Below are 24,569 nucleotides of genomic sequence, written 5' to 3'. Positions count from 1 at the left end.
CGCCCCTGCCACGGGACCCCGGCGGGATCGCCGTGGCAGAGACGGTTCACCTGCCGCTGTAGGCGGGTACCTGCCCGCTCTCGCCCGCCGCCGTACCGGCGTCGTCGCGGCGGTGGAACAGCTTGCTGGGCCACCACATCCAGCGGCCCACGTCGAGGGTGAGCGCGGTGACGAGCACCGAGCGCACCACGAGCGTGTCGAGCAGGACGCCGAACGCGACGGCGAAGCCGAGTTCGACGGCGAAGACCAGCGGCAGGGAGGCCATCGCGGCGAACGTGCCGGCGAGGACGACGCCCGCCGAGGTGATGACCCCGCCGGTGGCGGAGAGGCCGGTGAGCGCGGCGCGCCGGGTGCCGTGCAGGGCGGCGTCCTCGCGGACGCGGGTGACCAGGAAGATGTTGTAGTCGATGCCGAGGGCGACGAGGAACACGAACGCGAGCAGCGGGAACGAGGAGTCGGCTCCGGCGAGGCCGAAGACGTGCTCGAAGACGAGGCTGCTCACGCCGAGGGCGGCGCCGAACGACAGGAGGACGGTCGCCATCAGCAGCAGCGGCGCGACCACGGCGCGCAGCAGCAGGCCGAGGATGAGCAGGACGACGAGGAGGACGATCGGGATGATCACCTTCGAGTCGCGGGCCGCCGCGTTCTCCGTGTCGACCATGATCGCGGTGGAGCCGCCGACCTGCGCGTCGGCGCCCTCGATCTTGTGGACGGCGGTGCGGGCGCGGCCGACGGTGTCCATCGCCGCCTCGCTGCTGGGCTCGTCCTTCAGCTGGGCGAGCAGGACCGCTTCGCCGCTCCTGACGACGGGGTCGCCGACGCCGGTGATGCCGGGTACGGCCGCCAGTGCCGTCCTGACCTGGGCGGCGGCGTCGGCCTTGGTGACGACGTGGACGGGGTCGCCGGAGCCGGCCGGGAAGTGCTCGGCGCGGATCTCCTCGCCGACGGCCATCTGCGGTTTGTTCGTGAACTGGTCCTTGTTGGACAGGCCGGAGGCGTCGAGCCCGAGCGCCCCGAGCCCCATCGCGCCGAGCACGAGGACGGTCCCGGCCCACACGAGGCGGGGCCGGCCGGAGATGACGTTCCCGACCCGGTCCCAGACGCTCTCCCGCTGCTGCGCCTCGGCGCCGTACGCGGGTTTCTTCGGCCAGAAGATCCACCGCCCGCAGGCGACGAGGAGGGCCGGCATGAGGGTCGTCATGGCGAGCAGGCCGACCAGGATGCCGATCGCGCAGGCCGGGCCCATGCCCTTGGTGGAGTTGAGGACGGCGAGGGTGAGGAGCATGAGGCTGACGGCGACGGTCGCGGCGCTGGCGACGATCGCGGGCCCGGAGCGGTAGAGGGCCTCGGCCATCGCCTCGTGCCGGTCCTCGTGGCGGGCGAGTTCCTCCCGGTAGCGGGAGATCAGCAGCAGCGCGTAGTCCGTGGCGGCGCCGAAGAGGAGGACGACGAGGATGAAGCTGGTCTGTTTGTTGACGACCAGTCCGGCGTTCTCGGCGAGGAGGTAGATGAACGCCTCCGCCGCCATGAGGGCGACGCCGACGGTGAGCAGCGGCAGCAGGGGCAGCAGCGGGCTGCGGTAGGTGAGCAGCAGGATCGCGACGACGACCAGGGCGGTGATGGTGGTGAGCGCGCCGCCTCCGCCGAACGCCTTGATGGAGTCGGCGCCGTACCCGGCGGGCCCGGCGACGTGGAAGCCGAGCCCGGCCGCGTCCTTCTTGCCGACGTCGGTCATGGCGTCGACGACCTTGCCGAGCCCTTCCCAGCCGGTCTTGTCCTTGCGGACCTGGACGACGGTCTGGAGGGCCTTGCCGTCCTCGGAGACGACGGGGCCCTGGGGTTCGCCGACGACGTTGGTGATGCTCTTGAACGCGGTGGCGTCCGCGCGGGCCTTGGCGAGGTCGGCGGGGGTGGTCCCGGCGGCCCGGTCGTAGACGACGATCGCGGGGACGGTGTCGGCGGGCATCAGCTTCTGGGCGCGCTCGACGACGGCGGTGGACTCGGCGTTGCCCGGCAGCCAGGCCGAGTTGTCGTTCTCCTCGGCGTCACCGAGCTTCCCGGCGAGCATCAGCGCGGGGACGAGGAGCACGGCCCAGATCGCGATGACGACCCATTTGCCCACCCTTCCGCTGGGCAGGGCGGCCAGTTTTCGCAGCATGCGTGTGTCTCCAGTGTGGTGTGGGGGACGGTTGTTTCTCAGGAGGGCTCAGGTGTCCAGGAGACGGGCCCGGACGTGTCCGAGGGCCAGCAGTACCGGGATGTCGGTGAGCAGGGGGAAGTGGTAGGCGAAGGGGCGCGGTCCGACCATGTCGGGCGGGCCGCCGTAGCCGCCGTCGGCCTTCTGCCGCTCCAGGAGCCAGGTGAGGGCGGCGCCGAGGGCGCGCGGGTCGTCGGCGTGGCAGAGGGTGACGATGCCGTAGGCGGTGCTGATGTCGTCGCTGGGGTCGCCGGGGCGCATGCCCCAGCCGCCGTCGTCGTTCTGGGTGTCGAGGACGGTGCGCTCCACGCGGGCGGCCATGGCGCCGGAGCGCAGGTCGTCGGGGTGGGCGGTGCAGGCGGCGAGCCGGACCCGGAAGAGGCTGTGCAGCCGGGAGCGGCTCCAGCCCGGTTCGAAGCCGCCGTCCTCGTCCTGGTGGTCGGCGAGGAACGCGAGCGCCTTGGCGCGCTGGGGCGCGGTGGCCGGGTGCGGGCCGAGGGCGCCGACGGCGGCGGCCGTCATGCAGGGTTCGGACGAGGCGCCCGCGACGTACGTGGGGAAGCCGCCGTCGGCGCCCTGTACGGCGAGGAGGGCGGCGGTGCCGGCGCGGACGGTCCCGGCGTGGGCGACGGGGTCGACGGCGTGCAGGAACTCCAGGGCGCAGGAGGTGTCGTCGACGTCGTTCTGGGCGACGGCCGGGGACATGGACCAGCCGCCGGTGAGGGGGGTGCCCCGGGAGAGGGAGGGCAGGGGGGCGCCGCCGCGTTCGGCGGCGAGGGTGGACGCCATGCGGCGCAGGAGTGCGGGGTCGGCGCCGGCGGCGTGCAGGGCGAGGCCGCCGGTGGAGGTGCACCAGTTGTGCATCTCCAGGACGAACGGGAAGCCGCCGTCGGGGCGTTGGTGGCGCAGGAGGGTGGTGAGGCCGCGCCGTACGGTGTCGTCGTGGCTGCTGGTGCCGGCGAGGGCGTGCAGCACCAGCAGGTGCATGAGCGCGTAGCCCTCCCAGACGGTGGCGCCGGGGTCGGTGGCGAGCAGGGTGTCCAGGGCGGTGTCGGTGGCCTGGTTGTGGACGCCGAGGGCGGTGGCGAGGATCAGGGTGATCGCGGCCTGCTGGACGGCGGCCCAGGAGTGCAGCGGGTCGGTGGGGACGTGTCCGCCGCCGGGGAGTTCCGCGTCGGCGGGCAGCGGGCAGCCGAGGACCGACAGCACGGCGTAGACCATGAGGCGCCGGCGGGTGGAGATGAAGCCGGGCGCGGCGCCGAGGACGTTCGCGGCGAGGGTGCCGGCGAGGACGCTGTTGCCGCCCGCCGCCCGCCCGGCGGCGCCTTCGACGGCGTGGGTGGCGAGGACGCGGTCGAGGGGGTCCGGGGACTCCAGGTGGCCGCGCAGGTAGCCGAGGAGGCGGTCGCGGGCCGGGGAGGCGGCGTCGGTGCGGGTCATCAGGGCGAGGGCGAGGGCGGATTCGAGGACCCGGCTCTCGCACTGTTCGCGTATCGCGCCGTCGTCGTCGGTTCTGGCGCTGATGTGGGCGGTCAGGCGGGCGGTGGCGCGGCGCAGTTCGGCCGGGGTGATCCCCTCGGGCAGTCGCAGCGGGGCCGGGCGCGTGAGGTCCGCGATCTTCATGTCGTGCTCCTGTCTGGTGCGGCCTGGGTGGCGGAGAACGGGCCCGGCCCCGCCCTGGGGCCGGGCCCGTGCGGGTCAGCCGACGCTCTGGGCGAACCGGAAGAACCCGTACGGGTCGTACGTCCGCTTGATCCGGGCCAGCCGCGCGTAGTTCTCGGCGTAGTAGGAGCGCCGCCAGTCGGGCAGCCGGGGGTCGATGAAGTTCTGGTAGGTCTCGCCCTGGGAGTGGGGGTCGATGACGGCGAACCCGTTGTCGACGTACTCCCAGGCGGCGGCCTTGGCCTCCTCGCTCGCCGAAGCCGCGTTGGAGGTGAGGTAGCTGACGGAGAAGAGGCTGTCGCGGTGGACGTAGGCGGTGGCGTCGCGGGCGACGGTGTTGGCCCGGCCGCCGAGCGCGGAGATCTGGAGCTGGCGCATCTGCCCGCCCGCGAACCGGTTGCCGTTGAACGCGTCGAGGGCCTTGGCCCAGCCGTCGCGCGGCATACCGCGTTCCTTGAAGAGGCGGCTGCGCCAGGCACCGAACGCGGGGCGCTGGATCTTGCCGTCGGGGGAGGTGTCGGTGCGGTGGCACTGCTGCGCGGTGAGGTCGGAGCACTGGTAGAGCTGCATGAGGATCGCCCGGTAGGGGGCGGTGAACTTCTGCTGGTAGACCGGCGGGCGGCCGACCAGGGAGATGAGCCGGGCGATCTCGGCGTCGAACCCGGCGCCGGTGTCGACCGAGCCGAGGAACACGGACGCGGTCGGCACCCCGCCGGGGCCCGCGTCGGTGAGGGTGACGTTGACGCCGCTGCCGATCGTCCAGGGCGCGTCGGGCAGCCACTGCGTCCAGCCGTCGAGCATGTCGAGGGCCTGGTCGAAGGTCCACACGAGGTTGATGGCGGCGACGTCTCTCAGGGGCGAGGGGGTGATGTCGTACGAGGTGACGATCCCGAAGTTGCCGCCGCCACCGCCGCGCAGCGCCCAGTACAGGTCGCTGTCGCAGTGCGGCGACGCAGTGACGATCCGTCCGTCGGCGAGGACGACCTGGGCGGCGGTCACCTTGTCGGAGGCGATGCCGATGCTGCGGGTGAACAGCCCCATCCCGCCGCCCTGGAGGAACCCGCCGGCGGCGACGGTCGGGCAGTAGCCGGCGGAGATGCCGAGTCCGGCCGGGGCGAGGGTGTCGGCGATGTCGACGAGCTGGGCGCCGGGCCCCATCCGCACCGAACTCTCGCCCAGGGCGATGGAGTTGAGCTGCGATACGTCGATGACGAGGCCCTGCGTGGTGGAGTAGCCGGCCGCGCTGTGGCCGCCGCTGCGGGCGGCGACGGGGATGCCGTGGGCGGCGGCGAAGCGGACGCAGGCGGAGACGTCGGCGGCGGAGGCGCAGTAGGCGACCGCCTGGGGGGCCGCGCTGTCGAACTGGACCTGGTAGAGCTGCTTGGCGCGCTGGTAGTCGGCGTCGGCGGGGAGCACGAGGCGCCCCTGGAGCCGGTCGGCGAGCTTGCTCCAACGGCCGCTCACCGTAGTGGACTTGGGCTGTGCGGCGCCGGTGAGCGCGGTGGCGGCGAGCGCGGCGCCGCCGACGGCGAGGAAGGACCTTCTGTCGATCATGGTGTTTCTTCCGGGTTCGTGAGGCACTGCGTGCGGAGGTCGGGACGAGGAGCGCGGGCGGTCACGGGGCGTGGTGCCTTCAGGGGGCGCGATGCCCTCACAGGGCGCGGTGCCCGAGGACGAGGGCGAGCGCCTCCGCCAGGGCGCCGGCCGGGTCCGCCTCGGTGCCGGTCGCCCGCCAGGCCACGTGCTGGTCGGGGCGGACCAGGAGGGCGCCGTCCGCGTCGGTCCCGGGCAGGTTCTGCCAGACGGCGTCCTCGACGGGGACGACGGTCAGGGGCACGGAGAGCTTTTCGGCGACGCGTTCCGCCGCCTCCGCCCAGGCCGTGCCGGCCTCGCCGGTGATCAGCGTGAAGCCGGTGCCGACCAGGTCGTGGGTGGACAGGCGGCTGCCGTCCCGCTCGGTCCAGGCATGCGGCAGGAGGTGGCCGGGGCGGGTCGTGGGCCGGTACACGTCGCCGAGCGGTGAACGGGCGGGCGGGGCGCTGCCGTCGGGGACGACCGCGCCCTGTTCGTAGGCGAAGCCCGTCTCGACGTCGAGGGCCTGGCACTCCGCGCGGTGGGTCGCGAAGATCTCGGCCGCGCGGGCGCGCTGCGCGGCGCCCGTCGGGGTCGGCGCGAAGTAGCCGAAGAACACCGGGGTGCGCCGCTCCGGCGGCACGTGCGGGCCGAGGCCCACGGCGGCGTCGATGACGACCTGGTGGTGTCCGGCGGCGGACATCGCCCAGCCCAGGTTGAACTGGCCGACCGGGCGGCGCTCGGCCTCGTACGTGTCGAGCAGGCCGTCTCCCGCGCGGCCCGTCACCACGGAGGCGAGCTTCCAGGCGAGGTTGTGCGCGTCCTGGATGCCGCTGTTGAGCCCGAGCCCGACGGCCGGGGGCTGCCGGTGGGCGGCGTCGCCGACGAGGAACACCCTGCCCTGCCGGTAGCGCTCGGCGATGACCGCCTCCACGCTCCAGCTCGTCACGTCGTGCAGGGTCAGCTCCAGCTCGGGCAGGCCGAGGACCTCGCGGATCCGGCCCACGACGGCCGCCTCGTCGGTGCGGTCGATGCCGGCCAGCGGCAGGTGCAGGCCCCACTCCTCGCAGTGCTTGCCCCAGGTCGGGCCCATCTCGATGAGGGCGCTGGACAGGTCGGCGCGGTAGGGGTTGAGGAACCAGGTGATGACCGAGCCCTCGGTCCACCACGGCGACAGGTCGGCGGAGAAGTACGCGGTGGTCGCGTCGAACAGGGCGGGCAGGCCCTCCATGCGGATGCCCAGGGCGGGGCCGACGGTGCGGCCGGCGTCCGCCGCGATCACGTACCGCGCGACGACCGTCGTGGTCTCGCCGGTCTCCGTGTCGCGGATCTCGGCGGTGACGTTCTCGGCGTTCTCGGTCAGCGCGACCACCTCGTGCCCGAACCGGACCCGCCCCGGGCCCTGTCGCTCGGCGTGGCGGCGCAGGATCGGCTCCAGGCGCAGTTGCGGCAGCTTGGCGGGCAGTTCGGGGCCCGCCGCCTCGTACGAGGTGCGCAGTGCGCCGCCGCCGAAGGCGTCCATCTCGTGGATGACGCGCCCGTCGAGCGGGCCCGGTCCGGTGAGCGTGGTCTGCCAGCGGACTTTGCCGAACCGCTCGGGCCCGGCGGCGAGTTCGGTCACGTCGTCCGCGAGGCCGTACTGGCGGAAGATCTCCATCGTCCGCTGGTTGAGGTAGTGCGCCTTCGGCAGGCGCGAGGTGTCCGCGCGGCGCTCCACGAGGAGGTGGTCGATGCCGTGGGCGGAGAGGAACACGGAGGCGGCGAGGCCGGAGCCGCCGCCTCCGACGATCAGGACAGGTACGTCTACGGTGCTCATGGTTCGTCCTTCTGAAAGGAGGTCGGCAAGGGAGAGGGGGGAGGTCAGACCGGGTCCGCGAGGGCGCCGTCGGGGAGCTGCATGATGTCCGGCACGCCCGTGCCCCACCGGTAGTAGGACTGGAGCTTGTAGTACTCGCCGTCCGGCTGGGAGGCGACGGCGTACACGAACCTGGTCTCCGGGTCGGCGCGTTGGACGTGCCGTACGAACTGCCTGATGCGGTCGTCGAGTCGGACCGGCAGGGACGCCGGGTCCGTCGTCGCGACGGCGAAGCAGACGCGGGTGATCGCCGGGTGGTCCCAGTCGAGGGTCACGTACACGCCGAACGCCCGGCGGCCGAGGCGGAGCATCTGCTCGCTGGGTTCGGCCTGGTCGACCTCGCGGAGCATGGCCCTGACGGACTCCGGGGCGATGCCTCCGGCGGGGGGTTCGCCGAAGTAGATGTTGACGGTGCGGTGGCGGTAGTCGACGCCGAGCAGGCCGACGGTGTCGCCGAGGCCGTGCCGGTCGATGAAGTCCAGGCTCGCGGCGAGGCTGCCCGGCATCGAGGGGAGTGCTGCGAGCGTCCTGACGTCCTGGAGCTGGGTGCGGGGCAGGACGGCCCAGATCTTCTTGAAACCGCCGACGACGCCGAAGTCGATGCCGTAGCCGTCGACCGGGCAGCGCTCGCTCAGGTCGGTGAGGAGGCGGGAGACGGGGTGCTCGCCCTTCTCCAACAGGCCATTTTCCACCGCGAGTTGATACGGGTCGAGGCCGTCGGGGATCGTGAACCGGCAGTCCAGTTCGCCCGCGCGGCCCTCGCCGGTCGACACGCGGAACGCGACGACGGCGTCGGCGAGTTCGCCTCCGTACAGGTTCAGGATGCGCAGCACATCGTCGCGTTCGTAGTCCACCTCCAGGAGCCCGGCCGCTTCATCGATGGCCGAGTGGAGGGCGTGCACCGCTTCGTTCATGGCGGTCACCTTCCTTGTCTGGTCTGTCGGGTGCTTGTCTGTCGGTCGGTTGCCTGCCGGGTGCTTGTCTCTTGGGTGCTTGCCTCTCGGGCCCTGGGCTCGGTGAGCCGAGCGAGCAGACGGGCCACGGTGAGCCGGGGGCGCCGCGCCAGCCGGGCGCCCGCACTGCTGAGCGCCGACGGCAGCCCCGCGCAGTGCCGTACGAGGTCGCGGACCGCGTCCGGTTCCGCGCGGATCCGGTCGGCTCCGGCGGTCTCGGCGAGCAGCCGGACGGCGTCCTCCTCGTCCAGCGGGCCGAGGGTGAGCGTGTGAGCCGCGGGGACGGCCGCCAGCGGGGTCCGGCTCGTGACGAGCAGGGCACTGTCCGAGCCGACCGGGAGCAGGGCGGTGAGCTGGGCGTCGCTCACGGCGTCGTCGAGGACGAGGAGGAGCTGGGCGCGGGCGAGGCGGGCGCGGTAGCGGCGCACGAGGTCGTCCAGCTCGGAGCGGACGGTATGCACCGGTTCCCCCAGCCTCGGCCCGTCCCCCTTGCCCGACTCCCCCAGTGCGTCGAGGAGTTCCGTGAGGATCTCGTGAGGTGTTCGTGTCGTGCCGTCCGGGTTTCGGAGGCTCGTGTGGATGACGCCGTCCGGGAACGCTTCCGCGCAGCCGTGGGCCACCTCGATGGCCAGGGCCGTCTTGCCGGTGCCGGGTGTGCCTGTGATCAGGGCCGACCTCGAGCGGGCGCCCAGGAGCAGCGACCTCAGGCGGTCCGCCTCTGTGGTGCGGCCGGTGAACGTGGTGCATCGGGGCGGCAGTAGTACAGGTGGTGGCTCGGTGCTGTCGCCTCGCAGCATTTTCAGGTAGGCGTCGGCCAGGCGGCGGCCGGGTACGACGCCGAGTTGCCCGGCGAGGACGCGGCGGCCCTCGTCGTACACCTGGACCGCCTCGGCCTGGCGGTCGGAGCGGTGCAGGGCGGTGACGAGGTGGGCGCGCAGGGTCTCGTCCAGCGGGAACCGGGCGACCAGGGACAGCAGTTCGGGGACGAGGGCGCGGTGCCGGCCGAGCGAGAGGTCCGCCTCGATCCGGCGTTCCAGCGCCTGCGTACGCCGGAACTCCAGCCGGGGCCGCTCGTACCGCAGGAGGTGTTCGGTCACGTTCTCCAGGGCCTGGCCGCTCCAGCAGTCGAGCGCCCCGCCGAGCAGCCGTCCGGCCTCTTCGGGCCGGTTCTGCTCAAGGGCCTCGCGGCCGAGCCGGTCGAGCCGTTCGAAGGAGAACAGATCGACGTCGGCCTCCCGGACTTCGAGCACGTATCCGGGCCCTTTCCGGAAGATCCGCGCACAGTTCCCCAGGGTTTTCCTGAGCCGTGAGACATAGGTGTAGATCTGCGAATTCGACGTTGGTGGCGGTGCATCCCCCCAGAGCGCGGCGCTGAGCCGGCTGTCGGCGACGAGTGTGCCGCGTGCCATCAGCAGCACGGCGAGCACGGTATGGATCTTGGCTCCGGAGAGCGGAACGTCCGAGCCCTCCCTGGTCACGGAGACCGGGCCGAGCAGCCGGAATGTGAGCACCCCAGCGGAGTTCAGCAAAGTTCAGCCTCCCCCGCGAAACGACTTGCTGATCGCCTCCGACTCTATGCACCGGCTCTTTTTCCTGGTTATCGAGTGGATTTCGACCCGCTGAAACGGAGTCGAAATCGCGTCAAAAGCGCGCCCCTCTAGGATGTTTCACGAGCACCACAACAGAAATACTCAACGGGGAGAATCAGATATGCGTAAGCACCGAACACTCGCGGGTGCCCTCATCTTCCTTCCGCTGCTGCTCGTCGTGGGCCTCACGGCGGACCCGACGGGCGACCTGCCGTGGACCAGCGTCAGCGTGTCCGAGGACGACCTGCCCTGGACCTGACGGCCGGCCGGATCAGCGGTCGGTGAGCAGTCCGGCCAGGATCGATCCCTCGACAGGACGGGACGCGTCATGTGCGCCGAGGACCTCGCGCAACCGCCCCGCCCGCCGCTCCCACGCGGGCGCGCCGAGGGTACGGAACTCCTTCTGAGCCCAGTCCAGGGGCTCCCCCGCGCCGGAGCCGCCGCGTACGGCTTCGGCGCAGGCGAGGTGGACGACGATCCTGGCCTGGAGGAACCGGTCGCCGACCTCCTCGGCGAGGCGCAGCGCGCGCAGCAGTCCGGCGCGGGCCTTCCAGGGTTCGTCCTGGCGCCACTGCGCCTCGCCGAGCGCGCACAGCCCGTGCGCCTCGCCGAGCCGGTCGCCCTGGCCGCGCGCGAGGCCGACCACGTCGTGGCAGATCCGCTCGGCCTGCGCGCAGCGCCCCGCGCCGAGCAGTCCTTCGGCGAGCCGGTAGAGGTTCTGGGTACGGCTGCGCAGCGACCCGGCCTCGTAACTGACCTCGATGGCCTGGTTGCTGAGGCTCACCCCGCGCTCGGGGTCGCCCTGCTCGATCTCGATCTGGGCGAGCAGGCCCAGCGCGTGGGAGAGGCCGGAGTTGTCCTCGGCGCGCCGGAACAGGACGAGGGACTCCTCGCAGTAGCGGGCCGCTTCGGCGAGGTCGCCGAGGAAGCGGGCGCACACCGCGAGGTTGCGGCGCACGATGGCCCGGCCCTGGCTGTCGTCGGTGTCCTCCAGGTGGTCGAGGGCGGTGCGCAGGAGGTCGCGGGCCTCCTGATGGCGGCGCTGGTAGATGGCGAGCGTCCCCAGGGAGCGGAGCATGGTGCCCGCACCCCGGGTGTCGCCGGTGCGGCGGGCGCCGTCGAGGGCGAGTTCGGCGGTGCGCCGCCAGTCGTCCAGGTAGTTGCGGGTCTCGTAGAAGGGGACCGCGCCCGCGACGAGGTGCCAGGCGCGCTCGGTTCGGCCTTCCCGTACGGCCTGGGCGACGAGGCCGCCGAGCGTCTCGCGTTCGCTCTCGAACCATTCCATGGGGTCCGCGACGAGTTCACCGGCCGTCTCGCCGAGCACCGATGCGGCGGGGGCGGGGCCCGAGCCCTTGCCGTACAGCTGTTCCTGGGCCGCGTGCACGAGGGCGAGGACGGCGGTCAGGACGCGGTCCAGGGTCTGTTCGCGGTCCTGCGGGGTGTCCTCGGCGAGGCAGCGGTCCCGGGCGAAGCGGCGCGTCGTGTCCGGGAGGCGGAAGCGGGCCGTGCCGCCCCTGGCCGGGCGGACCTCCAGGAGCCCGGCGGCGACGAGCCGGCTCAGCAGTCCCTCGGAGGCGTCCGGGGTGACGCCGAGGACGGGGCAGCCGATCCACTCCGGGACGCCGGGCACGTCCAGCATGCTCAACTGCCGCAGGAGGCGGGCGGCTTGGGCGGGCAGCGCCCGGTATGCGAGCCGGATCGCGTCGCTCTCGCCGGAGGGCGCGGCCGTCTCCTCGGGAGGCAGGGCGAGTTGGCGGGGAGCGCCGGCGGGTTCGGGTGCGGGTGCGTCGGACTCCCCCCGGGGACGGCTGGGTTCGAGGTTGCCGAGCCCGTACCAGAGGGAGGGCTCCTCGTGCTCGCGGGCGGATCCGGGGCCGGGGCGGAGGTCGGTCTCCCGGTGGGGTTCGGGGGCGTGCCGTAACGGGGCCCCGGCCGCCGTACTCTGTGGGCCGGACTCCTCGTGCGGGCGCGCGGCGTCGGGGCGCCGCTGCTCGGGCACGGCGGCGGCGCGCGGCTGTACGCGGGCGTCGCCCTCCAGGACCGTACGGTGCAACTCCCGCAGTTCCGCGCCCGGTTCGACGCCGAGTTCCGCGACCAGGATGCGGCGGCCCTCCCGGTAGCAGTCGAGGGCCTCGGAGCGGCGGCCGGAGAGGTGGTAGGCGCGCATGAGGACGGCGCGGGCGTTCTCCCGCAGCGGGTGTTCGGCGACGAGCGGGCCGAGGGACTCCACCACCGACCGGTAGCGGCCCCGCCGCAGCTGGACGGCGGCGTACTCCTCCGTCAGGTTGCCGCGCAGTTCGGTGATCCGGTCGACGACGCCGCTCAGCACGCTGTCGTCCATGCCGTCGAGCACCGGCCCCGACCACAGCGCGAGGGCGTCCTCGAAGCGGGCGGCGGCCTCGTCGGTGTTCCCGGCCTCGGCGGCGGCGCGGGCGGCGGCGGCCGACTCGTACAGGGCGGCCACGTCGACGTAGTGGCCCTCGCGGTGCAGGACGTAGCCGGGGAGCTGTGTCTCGATCAGGCCGTCGACGCCCGCCTCGTCGCGGAACGTCTTGCGCAGCGCGGAGACGCAGATGGCGATCTGGTTGCGGGCGGTGACGGGGGGCCGGCCGTGCCAGACGGCGTCGGCGAGCGCGTCCACGGAGACCGCGCGGCCGGGGGTGAGCAGCAGCACGGCGAGCACCGTGCGCTGTCGTGCGCTGCGCAGCAGCAGTGGCCGGCCGTCCGCTCTCACCTTGAGCGGGCCCAGCACCTGAAACGACAGACAGACCGTCATGCCGCCTCCTTCCAGGACTGTGCATGTCCCGCCCCCCGCGAAGACACAGCATGGCCATTCTGTGGAGATGGCTTGATCTTGACAAGGCGGATACGCATCTTGACAGGGCCGTTCCGCTCTCCTCACCCTCCGCGACGCTCCGTCACCGACGGTCCGGTGCCAAGTGATCGCCAATCGCCGGAAAAGAAGCATGGGTTGTACTCGGTCCGTGCCGCCGGGCCCGGCTCTCGCACACAGCCCAGTTCTCAGGAATACGGCACCTGCCAAGAAGGAGCACCCCACATGAACCGCTTGTCGACGCGCCGATTCACCCTGACCGCGACCGCCGTCACCGCCCTCGCGGCGTCGCTGGCGCTGGCCGGCTCGGCCGTCGCCGTCGCCCCGGCGTCCGCGACCGCCTCGTACAACTGTGACGCGGCGGGCAGCGGCGCCATCACCCTCACCGCGGCCGACTCCGGCGGCGTCAAGACCGTGAAGCTCGACTCGACGGCCATCGTCGCGCAGTTCCCGTACGCGGCGAACTCCGTGACGACGACGCTGAAGCTGAAGAAGGCGTCCGGCGGCGAGGTGCAGTTCTCCGGCGCCGTCCACCCGGCGGCGACCACGGGCGCCCCGCTGTCCTTCGGCCCCCTCCCGCTCTCCTCGGGCTCCCTGGCCACGGGCGACGTCACCGACTCGACGGTCCTCTCGGACACGCCGAGCGCCTCCAACTGGTCACTCAAGTTCGTCGTGACCAACGCGGGCGGCACGTTCACCTCGTACTGCACGGCGACGAGCGCGCAGTCGAGCGCGTTCACCTGGTAGTTCGCCGATCCGCCGAGTCCCCCCGGGAGCGCGCCCCGGGGGGACTCGGCGCGTCCGTACTAGGCCCCGCGCCGGCGCAGCACCCCCGGTTCCGGTATCCGGCCGCCCAGGCGCCGCAGGCACTGCGCCTCGTCCTCCCGGGCCGTGAGGGTGTCGGGGTGGTCGGGGCCCAGGAGGTGTTCGCGGGTCGTCGCGATCTCGCGGTAGTGGGTGAGCGCGTCCTGCCAGCGCCCCAGCCAGCCCAGCGCGACGGCGACCTCCCGGCGGCTGACCAGGGTGTCCTCGTGGTCCTCGCCCAGGACGCGGGCGCGGATCGCGTGTACGTCGCGGGACTCGGCCAGCGCCTCCTCCCAGCGGCCGAGGCGGCCCAGGTTGACGCCGAGGCCGTGGCGGGCGCGGAGCGTCTCGGGGTGGGCGGGGCCGTGGACGCGGGTCCGGTCCTGCGTCAACTCCCGGTACAGAGCCAGGGCTTCCGCGCTGCGGCCGAGCCTGCCGAGGCCGATGCCGGTCTCGTGGCGGGCGGCGAGGGTGTCGGGGTGGTCCGGGCCGAGGACCCGGGCGCGGGCCTCGGCGACCTCCCGGTACGCGGCCAGCGCTTCCGGCCAGCGCGCCAACTGGCCGAGCGTGTACGCCACTTCGTACCGGGTGACCAGCGTGTCCGGGTGCTCCTCGCCCAACACCCGCGCCCTGTCCGCCGCGACCTCGCGGGCCATCCGGTACGACTCCGTCAGCCGGCCCAACCTGCCCAGGTTGAAGGCGAGGTTGTGGCGGCAGCGCAGGGTGTCGGGGTGGTCGGCGCCCATCGCGCGCGTGCGGGCCGCGAGGACGGTCGTGTACGTCTGGTGCGCCTCCAGGTGCCGGCCCAACTGGCCCAGCACGTACGCCGTTTCCTGGCGCGCGGCGAGCGTGTCGGGATGGTCGTCACCGAGGCTCCGCGCACGGGCCGCCGCGACCTGCTGGTACTCCCGCAACGCGTCCTGCGCCCGCCCGGTACGACTGAGGGCGAACGCGCCCTCGTACCGGCTCGCGAGGGTGTCGGGATGATCCGCCCCCAGCACCTGCGCCCGCTCGGCGGCAACGGCACGGTGCACTTCCCCGGCCTCCGCCCAACGCCCCAGCCCACCCAGACCGAGCCCCGCGTTGTGGCGCCGCGCGAGGGCCGTCAACTTCTCGGGGGACGGGGGCTGTCGGGGGCTCGGGTTCGGCACGACACCCAAGGCGGGGCGGGGGGTCCAGTTGCCGGAGAGAGCTGGTTGCGGAGGTGGCGAGGCGCGGGGTCCGGTGGCTTTGGGGCCCTCGGTCATGCCTCGGGTCCAGAGGGGGAGGCGGGGGTCGGCGGGGGGTGGGGTGGTGCTGAACGCCCTTGCTGCGGGCGGGGGTTGATGCGGGCTCACCGCAGGGCGGGCAGCATCCTCGGCGCGGGGCGGCTCGTTGGAGAGGGGCAGCTCACTGGAGCGGGGCGGCTTGCTGGAGCGGGCCAAGTCACCGGGGCGGGACGACTCACCGGCACAGGACAACTCAGCAGGGCGGGACGACTCACCAAGCCGGGGCGCCTCCCCAGCGCGGGGCCACGCCTCGGGTCGGCGCGACTCGCCGGCTTGTGTGCGCGGGTCGGGCCGGGATGCCTCCCCGCCTTCCCCGTACGGCTCCGCCCCGCCGCCTTCCGCGCGCAGGTCGGACCAGAGCGCCTCGGATCGGCGCAACTCGCCGGCTTCAGCACGCGGGGCAAGCCGGAACGCCTCCGCGCCTTCCTCGTACGGCTCGCCCCCATCCGCTTCCGTGCGCGGGCCGCGCCAGAGCCCCTCAGCGTCCCCGCCACGCGGCTGCGCCCCACCGGCTTCGGCACGCGGATCACACCGGAGCCCCTCAGCGTCCTCCCCATGCGGCTGCACCCCACCACCCTCCGCGCTCGGGCCGGACCAAAGCGCCTCGGCCTCCTCCCCACGCGGCTGCGCCCCACCACCCTCCACGCCCGGCCCACGCCAGACCCCCTCCGCCTCTCCCCCGTACAGCTGCGCCTCTCCCCCGTCGCCACGCCGCCCGCCCCGGCCCGGTTCGTCCTCCCCGGCACCCCCCTCGCCCCACCGCACCCCAACACCCCCACCGACAAACCCGGGTTGCGTCGTCACCACCGTAGGCACGTACCCCGGTGCGCTCCCGAAGGCGATCCGGCGGACGATCTCGTTCGCGTCGCCCGGTCGGCCCGCCGGTTCCTTCGCGAGGAGGTCGAGGATGATGCGGTCCAGGTGGTCGGGGAGTTCGGGGCGGTGGGCGCTGGGGCGGCGGGGTGGTGTGTCGCGGTGGGCGATGAGGACGGCCCAGGGGTCGTCCATGGCGAACGGCGGGGCGCCGGTGGCGAGTTCGTACAGGACGCAGCCCAGCGAGTACAGGTCGCTGCGGAGGTCGACCTCGCCGCCGCCGATCTGCTCGGGCGACATGTAGTGCGGCGTGCCCATGGCGACGCCGACGCCGGTCAGGCGGGAGGTGACGGCGATGTCGTGGCCGAGGCGCGCGATGCCGAAGTCGCAGATCTTGGCGGTGCCGTCGGCGAGGCGGACCACGTTGGCGGGTTTGAGGTCGCGGTGGACGATGCCCTGGCGATGCGTGTAGGAGAGCGCGGCGGCGAGCTGGTCGGCGATGTCGACGACGTCCGGAACGGGCAGCGGACGATGACCGGTCGCCGTAAGGATCTGGCACAGGTTGAGCCCGTCGAGGAACTCCATCACCAGGTAGAGCACCCCGTCCGACTCCCCGAAGTCATGGACGACGGTGACCCCCCGATGCTGCAACCCGGCAGCGACCCGAGCCTCCCGACGGAACCGCTCCCGCAGAATCCGCGTGAACCCCGCGTCATGCTGCGGCCCGGGCGGTTTCAGACACTTCACGGCGACCTGCCGCCCGAGCGACTCGTCCATCGCCCGCCACACCTCGCCCATCCCGCCCCGCCCGATGAGCTCCAGCAGCCGGTACCGGCCCTGGATCAGCCTCGACTCCGCCATCTCGCTCCGCCGCCCCCGTCGTTGCCTTTCCGGCGAGTTCCAGTATGACGATTTGTCGCCCTACCCGGTACGGCGCGGACCCCACATCCTCGCGCCCCCCTCAGGCCGGATCACCCCTGCCTCGGCTCCCCCAGCACCAACCCCGACTCCCGCCGCCACGCCTCACCCTCCGGCGTCCAGGCGACCCGGTTGCCGAGTTCGACCCAGACACCGAACTCGCCGGGGGACGGCAGGCTGTGCTGATCCATCAGGGCACTGTTCAGACAGAGCCGCAGCCCGCAGTTCTTGTTGTCGGACAGACCCCGCCAGGCACAACCCCAGTCCGCGACCAGACTCAACGGCCCGAGCACCTCGACCATCCGGTCCAGTTCCTCTTCCGTGCAGTCATGATGGGACTCGGTCTCCGGCGTGCCGAAGGGCAGGGTGGTGTCGAGGAAGACCGTCACTCCTTCGGGCAGCGGCCAGAGGTCACCGAGCTCCGGAGTAAGACGCAGGTCCGCCACGAGCCATGACCTCGGCTGGCCCGCCGCGAACGTGACGGCATCGCGCCGCTCCAGTTCGTTCAGGAAGGGGAAGACGACGACGGGATCGCGGTCCGCGACCATGCGGGCGGTGTCGAAGGTCCGCAGAGCGTACGCATACTGCTCCGCCGTACTGATCGGCTCCAGTTCGGGCCACCAGAGGCCGAACCCGTCGGCGAAGTCGCGCATGATCGCCCGCGCCCGCGCCAACGCGCTCCCGGCGTCGGGAAAGGGGGCGAGTACGGGCCAGAGTGTGGAGGCCAAGTGGAGTTCCTTTCGAAGGACGGTACGAAGGCCAGTACGAAGGGCCGGCCCCCCGCCGGATCACCCGTGCTGGGGTTCGCCCAGCGTGAGTCCCGAGTCCCGGAGCCAGGCTTCGCCTTCGGGCCTGCGGGCAAGCGGGCCACCGAGGGAGATCCAGACGCCGAACTCTCCCGGTGACGGCTCGGCAGCCCCATCCGACCAGACACTGTTCAGGCAGAGTTTCACCCCGCACCCCTTGAACTCGGACAGTCCGCGCCAGCCGCAGTTCCAGGAAGCGGTCAGCATGAGCGGCCCGAGCACGGCTACCATCCGGTCGAGCTCCTCCTCGGTGCAGTCGTCCTCCGGCTCGCTGCCGGGACCACCGAAGGGCGGGGTCCGGTTCAGGCTGAGGGTCACGCTCTCGGGCAGGGGCCAGAGGTCGGCGAGGTCGGGGCCGAGCCGCAGGTCCGCCAGGAACAGCCAGGAGTACGGCTGTTCCTCGTCGAACGTGATGGCGTCACGGCGTCGCAGTTCGTCGAGAAGCGGCCCGGCTTCGGGTTCCCGGTCCCCGATGATGCGGCCGGTCCCGAAGGATCGGAGCGCATGCGCGTACTGCTCGGCCGTGGCCACCGGCTCCAGTTGGGGCCAGGGGATGCTCTTCCAGGAGGCCAGATCGCGCATGATCCCTCGCGCCCGTGCCAGCGCGCTCGTCGCGTCGGGAAGGGATTCGCGCACTCGGTAGAGCGGCAAGGAACGTGCCTTTCGGTCGGGGGCGGGGCGGCATCGGGCGGTCAGTAGGAGTACCCGTTCGGCGAATAGTAGGTATGCCCCTCGACATGCCCCAGGTCGGCGTTGTCGCCAAGGTCGTCGAAGGTGCCCCGGCTCTCGCCGCTCTCGCTGTAGACCCGGAGCCGGAACCCTCGGACGCTGTCGAGGCTGCCGTTGTTCTTGATGCGCAGATTCCGGTAATTTCTGACCCACCCCCTGACTTCCGAGGCATCGACCATGTCCGGGACCTGTATGAACACCTGATTGACGTCCGAGCCGAATTCGTCCTGCCGCCAGCGCAACTGCTTGACAGCCTCTCTGAGTGCGCCGTTGAAACTCTTGAAGCTGTCCTTCATGATCGTCTTGATCTCGCCGTAGCCGACGATGTTGCCCTGCTGGTCGAGATACTCGATGTCCGGGTTCTCCACTTGCTCGCCCTCAGGGGCACTCAGCTGATGCTCGTCGGGCATCCGCCGGGCCCGGGTGCCCTCAGGGGCACCGTCCAGGGAGCGGTAGGCGTTGTCCAGGGACAGCGGCGCCTTGCGCCCTTCTTCCGCGCCGTGCTCACCGGCCAACTTCTGCGCGTCCTCGTCCCGGCTCGATTCCTCCGCCGATGACCCCTCGGAGGACCCGCCCCCGCCGCCGTCCCCGTTCTGCACTGCGTACGCGATGTTCGGCGCGGCGACCGCCGACGCCACCGTCGCGCTCCCGGACACGGCCAGCATCGACCCTGCGGCGATCAGCGCCTCACCGGGACCGAGCGCCCCGATGCCGGTCGCCATGAGCGCCCCGCCCAGCCCGTCCGACGCGGCACCGATCAGCAGCTCCCCGACACCCAGTGCGGCCATGGGCCCGTTCGTGCGGTCGATGACCTGCTGCGCGGTGTCCGCGAAACTGGAGACCGCGTTGGAGAGGGAGCTGAACCAGCTCTGCCCGGTGGGGTCGCTGCCCGTCACCGGGTTGTTCGCGGCGTAGTCGTAGCCCGTGAGCTGCGAGGGGTCCGTGGTCTCCAACTGCGGGTCACGGCTGATGAAACGCCCGGTCCGGGAGTCGTACTCGCGCAGGCCCAGGTTGACGAGGCTGGTGGCGGTGTCGGTGGTGCCGCCGACGTAGCCCTTGTCGCCGGCCCAGGTCGTGGGTGTCGTGCCTCGGGTGCCGCCGAAGGGGAGGTACTCGCGGCGGGTCACCGCCTGGGTCTGGTAGTCGACCGACAGGTAGTCCGTGCCCTGGCGGTTCGGAATCAGGTACTGGATGTTCCCGCTGCTGGAGCGCGCGGCGACGGTCGTACCGGCGATGGAGTAGTAGCGGGTGCCGGTGACGGCCTTGGTGGAGAGGTTCTCCACCAGCTCCTCGTCGCCGAGGTAAAGCGTCGCCTGCGTCGGGTCGGTGCGCAGGACCAGGCCGCCGTCGAGGCCGTAGAGGTAGCTGGTCGTGCCGCCGGACGTCGTGTCCGTGTCCAGGCGGTTCTGGTGGTTCCAGGTGAGGGTCTGGTCGCCGAGGGCGCCGCCCTGGACGGTGGTGGTGTTGCCGGAGGCGTCGTAGTGGTAGGTCGCCGTGTTCGCGGTGGCGTCGGGGCCGGTGGCGGTCGTGCTGCCGAGGGTGTGCGGCTGGTCGGTCGCGGAGCCGGCCGCCGGGTAGTGGTAGGTCGTGGTGGTGTCGGTGGTGCCGTGGTCGGTCTGGGTGTCGCGCTGGCCGTCGGCGGTGTAGGTCCAGCTCTGCCAGTAGGGGTCGGGGCCCCCGACGGTCGAACTGCTCGCGCTGGCCGCGCAGTTGTCGGTGGCGGTCCAGGCCGCGGTGAGGCGGGCGGCCCAGTCGTAGCCGTAGCACTGGGTGCCGGACTGGCTGCCGGTGGTGGCGGTGAGAAGCCCTGCGCCCTTGGAGACGTTGCTGTTGCCCCAGGTGTACGCGGTGTCGTCGACGACCGTGGAGCTGCTGGAGTCGGTGGTCTTGGCGTCGGTGGGCTGGCCGGTCTGCGCGTCGTACTTGAGGGTGAGGTCGACCCAGCTGGTCGTGGGGCCCATGGAGTACTGGAGGGGCTCGCCGTACTCGTCGTAGCCGATGGCGGAGACGTACGTCCAGGCAGTCGTCCCCGTGCTGGCCAGGCTGGTCGGCTGCCCGAACTGGTCGTACCCGTAGTTCACGGTCTCCGCCGGGAGCCCGCCGCCCGCCGGGGACTGGCTGGTGGCCGGCGTGCCGGTGGTCTTGTACGTGTACGACTCGGTGTACCCGGCGGAAGGCGCGAGCGCCGCGAGGTCGCTCGGCAGGTTGGCCAGCGTGGTCTTCGCGGCGGCGACCTTGCCCAGGCTGGTGTAGCCGAGCACGGCGTTGGTGACCGAGGGGCTGGTCGTACCGAGCTGGTAGGAGGTGGAAGAGGTGAGGTACCCCTTCTTCAGCGTGTCGTACGTCCAGGACGCCGTCTGGTTCGCGGCGGACGCGGTGGCGTTGCCGGTCGTGTCGTAGACGGCGGTGCGGCGGCCGTCCTTGTCGTACGTGTACGTCGCCTGGTCGCCGCGCGCGTCGGTGGTCGTCAGGAGCTGGCCGGCGTTGTCGTAGCTCGCCGAGGAGCCGCCCGTGTCGGGGTCGGTGGCGGTGACCTGGTCGCCGAGGAGGTTGTAGGTCCAGCCCCAGGTGTTGCCGGCCGGGTCGGTCTGGCCGGACCGGTGGCCGTCGGGGAAGTACGTGTAGTGCGTGTTGGAGTAGTCCGAGACGCTGTCGTGGACGGGGTCGGCGGCGGCGCCCGCGTGGTACTGGTACAGGTCGGTCGTGCGGCCCCGCGCGTCGGTGAGCGTGGACTCGGCGACGCCGCCCTTCGGCGGGATCGTGGTCGTGAAGTCGCCGCCGAACACGGTGGTGGTGTTCCAGGTGGCGGTGCCGAGGGCGTACGCGGTGGCGACGGTCTTGCGGCCCGCGCCGTCGTAGGTGAAGCCGGTCTCCGAGGGGATGTCGCCGTCCTGGGCCTGCACGAGGGTCGCCGAGGGGGCGCCGCTCGCGTAGTAGGGGGCGGTGGTCTTGGCGACCCAGCCGTTCGTGTCGTAGACGGTGTCGGTGACGTCCCGGCCGCCGTCGACGGTCGCGATCTGCGTCTCGCGGGGGCGCAGGAGCGCGTCCATGAGGAGTTCGCTGCTGCGGTAGGTGCCGTCGTCGTTAAGGGTCTGCGTGGTGACGGTGCTCGGCTTGTCGGCGGCGAGCGCGTACGTGTACTTCGTCGTCGCGGCGGTGATGCCGGGCCGGAACACGGCGGTACGGCGGCCCAGCGCGTCGTACTGCGCCTTCGTGACATACCCGGCGGCCGTGGTCTGCGTCAGCATCAGGCCGCGCGAGGCGTCGTACGTCTGGCTGAGGGTCTGGCCCAGCGGGTCGGTGGAGACGATGGCCGTGGGGGCGGCGCCGGTGGTCGGGGTGTAGGCGGTCGTGGTGGTGCGCTGGTCGGCGTCGGTGCTGGTCAGGGGGCGGCCGTAGACGTCCGGGGTGAGGGCCGACATGGTCGAGTAGACCGGGGTGGCGCCGTTGTACGACGTGACCTGCTGGGTCGACGTCGGGTCACCGGCGGTGGGGGCGGCGCCCAGCGTGCTGGAGCCGTCGTAGAAGACCCGCTTGTCGCTGACCGCGTCGCCCGGGAGCGTCGGGGTGGTCGCGCACTTCACGGAGACCGTCTTCGTCTCGTCGACGAGGTCGTAGATCCAGGCGGACGTGTTGTCCGCGTAGGTCGTCGTGGTGCACAGGTCGTCGCTCGCGGTGGAGACGTCGCCCTTGTCGTCGGCCTTGGTGACGCGGCCGTGGGCGTCGTGGGTGTAGTCGGTCTCGGTTTCGCGGGTGGAGCCGGAGGCGAGGGGTGTGTAGACCTGCACCGAGTCCTGGCCGGTGAGGTACGCCTTCTGCGCGGGCAGCCCGCCGGACAGGGCGTGGGTGGCGGTGGCGGCGCTGCTCCAGGGCGTGGTGATCGTGTCGTTGACGACCTTTCCGCTGCTGAGGCCGTTGTAGAGGATCGCCTCGTACGTCAGGCCCGCGTACTGGGGTGAGTCCGTGACCGCCGGGTCGCCGCGCGAGTCGGTGACGGACGCCGCGCGGGTGCCGCTGGAGAGGGTGTCGCCGTCCATGCCGCGGAAGTAGGTGTAGTCGGTCTCGGTCACCGGGTCGGGCGCGGTGCCGGTGGTGACCTTCATGCCGCCGTAGCCGCGCCACTGGTCCCAGGTGCGCTGGGCGGCGGGGGTGAGCGGGTTGTCGTCGTGGTGCCAGGCGGGGGTGCCTACGGGGGTGTAGCGGGTGACGATCGTGTCGTTGACGCCGCCGCCGGTCGGGTCCTGCTGGGTGACCGTGGTGACGACGTACTTGTTGAACCAGTCCAGCATCGGTGCGGTCTGGCCGGTGGGGGTCCAGTAACCCGGGTAGCACAGCTTGGTGTTCTGGCTCGCGTCGCTCGGGGTGCCGCCGCCGCAGGCCGGGGCCGAGTAGCCGACGCTGATGATGCCGCCGGACTCGGTGGTGATCGTGTTGAGGCGGTAGCGGGTGATCGGCGGGTAGCCGTCGGTCAGGTCCACCCGGTTCGACAACGGGGTGCCGGAGAAGGTGACTTGAGGCATGGCGAGCGACGCCGTGGAACCGCCGCCGGAGGTGTCCTGGCCGGTGCGGGTCACGGAGTCGAGCCACAGGGAGGGCGTGGTCGCGTCCCCGGTGGCGGGGAACGAGTACGTGAACGCCCACGCGTCGACGTTCGTCTCGGTGGTGCCGACCAGCGCCTGCGTCTGGACGCCCGTCAGCTCGTTCTCGCTCCAGAACGTGGGCGAGTTGGAGGAGCAGGCCGCGCCGCTCGCGCAGTCGAGGTCGAACGGCACGTCGGGCCACTTCGACGCGGTCGAGCTGGTGAGCGTGGAGGTCGCGCAGCCCGTCGCGGAGGTGTTGCAGCGGCCGTTGTAGGTGAAGGTGACCTGGGCGGCGGGGCTGGTGGAGTAGACCGAGCCGTCGCGCTGGCCGTACTGGATCTTCGTGAGGGCCGCGTCGCGGATGTACGGGGTGTCGGCGGTCTTGCCGAGGTCGCGCGCGTAGTGCGCGGTCGTAGGTGTGTAGAAGTAGGACATCACGTCGCCGTGGGTGTCCTTGACGTAGTCCAGCATCCAGCGGTAGCCCTGCTGGCACCAGGAGCTGACCCAGGTGGCGTTGTAGCAGGGCTGGCCGGAGGCGGTGGCGTAGACGGGTTCGGTCAGGACCGAGTCGGTGGTCGTGTTCCCCGTCGCCCATCCCGGCAGCCTGTTCAGGCCGAAGGTGTACTGGGTGCCGTTGGAGGTGGTGACCCGGAAGTACTCGCCGCTCTGGGCGCCGTTGGAGGCGCCGGTGAGCCGCTCGACACGCTCGTCGGAGTCGCCCTGGGCGCGGTAGGCGCCGGTCGTGTCGTCCTTGACGAGGGTTGTGGCCGTGCCGTTGAGGGAGAGCGTGAGCTGGTTGTCGGAGGACCAGCAGTTGTCCCAGGTCCTCGTGGTTCCCGCCGGGTTGTCGTGGCAGGAGGCGTACGAGCGCTCGATGTAGTTGCTCGGCAGGGAGAAGCCGTCGCCGACGACCGACGCCTGGTTGTTCGTGGACGAGGTGAGGCCGTCCACGCTCTGCGAGTCGTAGCCCAGCGCGAGGTTGGGGGCGAGGCCGCCGGGTACGGCGGGGCCGGTGATCGGGTACGACCAGGTGAACGCGTCGGTGCTGCCGCCGGCCTGCCAGGAGCCGGATGCCTTGAGGGAGGTGGCCGTGAAGTCGCCGCCGCCTCCGGTGGGGGCGGCGGTGGCGGCCATGACGACGTCGCTCTGCGCGGAGGTGCTCTGCGTGGAGGTGCTCTGCGCGAGGGCGAGCGGCGCCGAGATCGTCTGCGCCTTGGTGTCGTTGGTGGAGGCCACGGGGGTCTGGGTACGGCAGGCAGCGCGGCTCGGCGTCGTCAGAGCGCAGGCGGGGAGCTGGACGAGGCGGAGGCGCGAGCCCCAGTCGGCACCGAACGCGTCGGTGAAGTCACCGTAGTTCAGGGCGAGTTGGGACTTGGCTCGGGGGAGGCCGGTCAGCTGGAGGAGGACACCGTCGACTCCGGCGGACTGGGCGGTGCGCTGCGGGAGGACGCGTGCGGTGGTGTGCGTGAAGGAAGAAGGTGTGCCGGAAGCAGAGGAGTTGCCCGAGGACGCGGCCTTGCCGGACGCGGCCTTGCCGGACGCGGGCGTGAGCCAGATCGGCAGGCCGCCCGCCCTGAGCCGGGTGCCGGACGCCGCCGTACGCCCCGTAGCCGTCGAGGCCGTCGCACTGAACCCCGCCGCCCCACTGGGCCAAGTCACCTTGGGTGACGGCGAGTTCGCGAGATGCCGTACGGGACCGTAGTGCGAGCGCACCGCCGTCACCGGAACCGGCTTCACCTGGGCGTAGCCCGGCTGCGTACGGCTGTGGCCCGGCTGCGCGGCGCCGGTGACGCCGACGATCACGGAGATCACCGCGGTCAGGGCGGTCAGTCCTCGTCTCAGGCGGCCGTCGGGTCTCGGGCCGCCCTGTGAACCTGTCGTCCTGGGCAAGGACTTGCTCCTTCACACGGCACTGTCGATCTTCACGACGCAACGGACCGTACGTGTCAGTCGATTTGCCGCGCATCGGTCAACAGGAACCTCTTCCCCG

Annotated in this window: 13 protein-coding genes; 2 read left to right on the top strand and 11 right to left on the bottom strand. The window is 72.1% G+C overall.

Annotation, left to right across the window (positions count from 1 at the left end; genetic code table 11):
- Positions 1–46: 46 nt before the first annotated feature.
- The 6 genes from ACQCO7_RS40300 to ACQCO7_RS40275 form a co-directional block, all read right to left on the bottom strand.
- A complete protein-coding gene (locus ACQCO7_RS40300; RefSeq protein WP_464076480.1) occupies positions 47–2,158 on the bottom strand; it encodes an MMPL family transporter in 2,112 nt (703 codons plus the stop codon).
- 48 nt (positions 2,159–2,206) lie between these two features.
- A complete protein-coding gene (locus ACQCO7_RS40295; RefSeq protein ID WP_464076479.1) occupies positions 2,207–3,820 on the bottom strand; it encodes a prenyltransferase/squalene oxidase repeat-containing protein in 1,614 nt (537 codons plus the stop codon).
- A 75-nt stretch (positions 3,821–3,895) separates the two neighbouring features.
- Complete coding sequence (locus tag ACQCO7_RS40290) at positions 3,896–5,413, bottom strand: FAD-binding oxidoreductase (RefSeq protein ID WP_464076478.1); 1,518 nt, start codon at positions 5,411–5,413, stop codon at positions 3,896–3,898.
- A 97-nt stretch (positions 5,414–5,510) separates the two neighbouring features.
- Positions 5,511–7,247 (bottom strand): FAD-dependent monooxygenase, encoded by a 1,737-nt coding sequence (locus ACQCO7_RS40285; RefSeq protein WP_464076477.1) that lies wholly within the window; start codon positions 7,245–7,247, stop codon positions 5,511–5,513.
- A gap of 44 nt (positions 7,248–7,291) precedes the next feature.
- On the bottom strand, positions 7,292–8,200 hold the full coding sequence (locus tag ACQCO7_RS40280; protein ID WP_464076476.1) for an aromatic prenyltransferase: 909 nt from the start codon (positions 8,198–8,200) through the stop codon (positions 7,292–7,294).
- A 5-nt stretch (positions 8,201–8,205) separates the two neighbouring features.
- Entirely contained in the window at positions 8,206–9,768 is a 1,563-nt protein-coding gene (locus tag ACQCO7_RS40275) for an AfsR/SARP family transcriptional regulator (protein ID WP_464076475.1), read from the bottom strand.
- Between the two features lie 181 nt (positions 9,769–9,949).
- Between ACQCO7_RS40275 and ACQCO7_RS40270 the strand changes: the two genes are divergently transcribed.
- Complete coding sequence (locus ACQCO7_RS40270) at positions 9,950–10,087, top strand: hypothetical protein (protein ID WP_464076474.1); 138 nt, start codon at positions 9,950–9,952, stop codon at positions 10,085–10,087.
- A gap of 12 nt (positions 10,088–10,099) precedes the next feature.
- Here ACQCO7_RS40270 and ACQCO7_RS40265 read toward each other — a convergent pair whose 3' ends face one another.
- A complete protein-coding gene (locus tag ACQCO7_RS40265; protein ID WP_464076473.1) occupies positions 10,100–12,604 on the bottom strand; it encodes a BTAD domain-containing putative transcriptional regulator in 2,505 nt (834 codons plus the stop codon).
- A gap of 282 nt (positions 12,605–12,886) precedes the next feature.
- On the opposite strand from ACQCO7_RS40265, the gene ACQCO7_RS40260 reads away from it, so the two are divergent.
- Entirely contained in the window at positions 12,887–13,408 is a 522-nt protein-coding gene (locus ACQCO7_RS40260; RefSeq protein WP_464076472.1) for a hypothetical protein, read from the top strand.
- 59 nt (positions 13,409–13,467) lie between these two features.
- Here ACQCO7_RS40260 and ACQCO7_RS40255 read toward each other — a convergent pair whose 3' ends face one another.
- The 4 genes from ACQCO7_RS40255 to ACQCO7_RS40240 all read right to left on the bottom strand — a co-directional run bounded on the left by ACQCO7_RS40255 (position 13,468) and on the right by ACQCO7_RS40240 (position 24,469).
- Positions 13,468–16,407 carry a serine/threonine-protein kinase gene (locus ACQCO7_RS40255; protein WP_464076471.1) on the bottom strand — a complete coding sequence of 980 codons (2,940 nt, stop codon included), beginning with the start codon at positions 16,405–16,407 and terminating at the stop codon, positions 13,468–13,470.
- 110 nt (positions 16,408–16,517) lie between these two features.
- Entirely contained in the window at positions 16,518–17,192 is a 675-nt protein-coding gene (locus ACQCO7_RS40250; RefSeq protein WP_464076470.1) for a hypothetical protein, read from the bottom strand.
- Positions 17,193–17,252: 60 nt separating this feature from the next.
- The gene (locus tag ACQCO7_RS40245) at positions 17,253–17,921 is read right to left on the bottom strand and encodes a hypothetical protein (RefSeq protein WP_464076469.1); all 669 of its coding nucleotides are present in this window, start codon (positions 17,919–17,921) and stop codon (positions 17,253–17,255) included.
- Positions 17,922–17,962: 41 nt separating this feature from the next.
- Positions 17,963–24,469, bottom strand: a complete 6,507-nt coding sequence (locus ACQCO7_RS40240) for an RHS repeat domain-containing protein (protein ID WP_464076468.1) — start codon at positions 24,467–24,469, stop codon at positions 17,963–17,965.
- Positions 24,470–24,569: the final 100 nt, after the last annotated feature.

It is taken from the genome of Streptomyces saintjeani (assembly GCF_055409605.1).
This window is presented reverse-complemented; position numbering and strand designations above follow the sequence as displayed.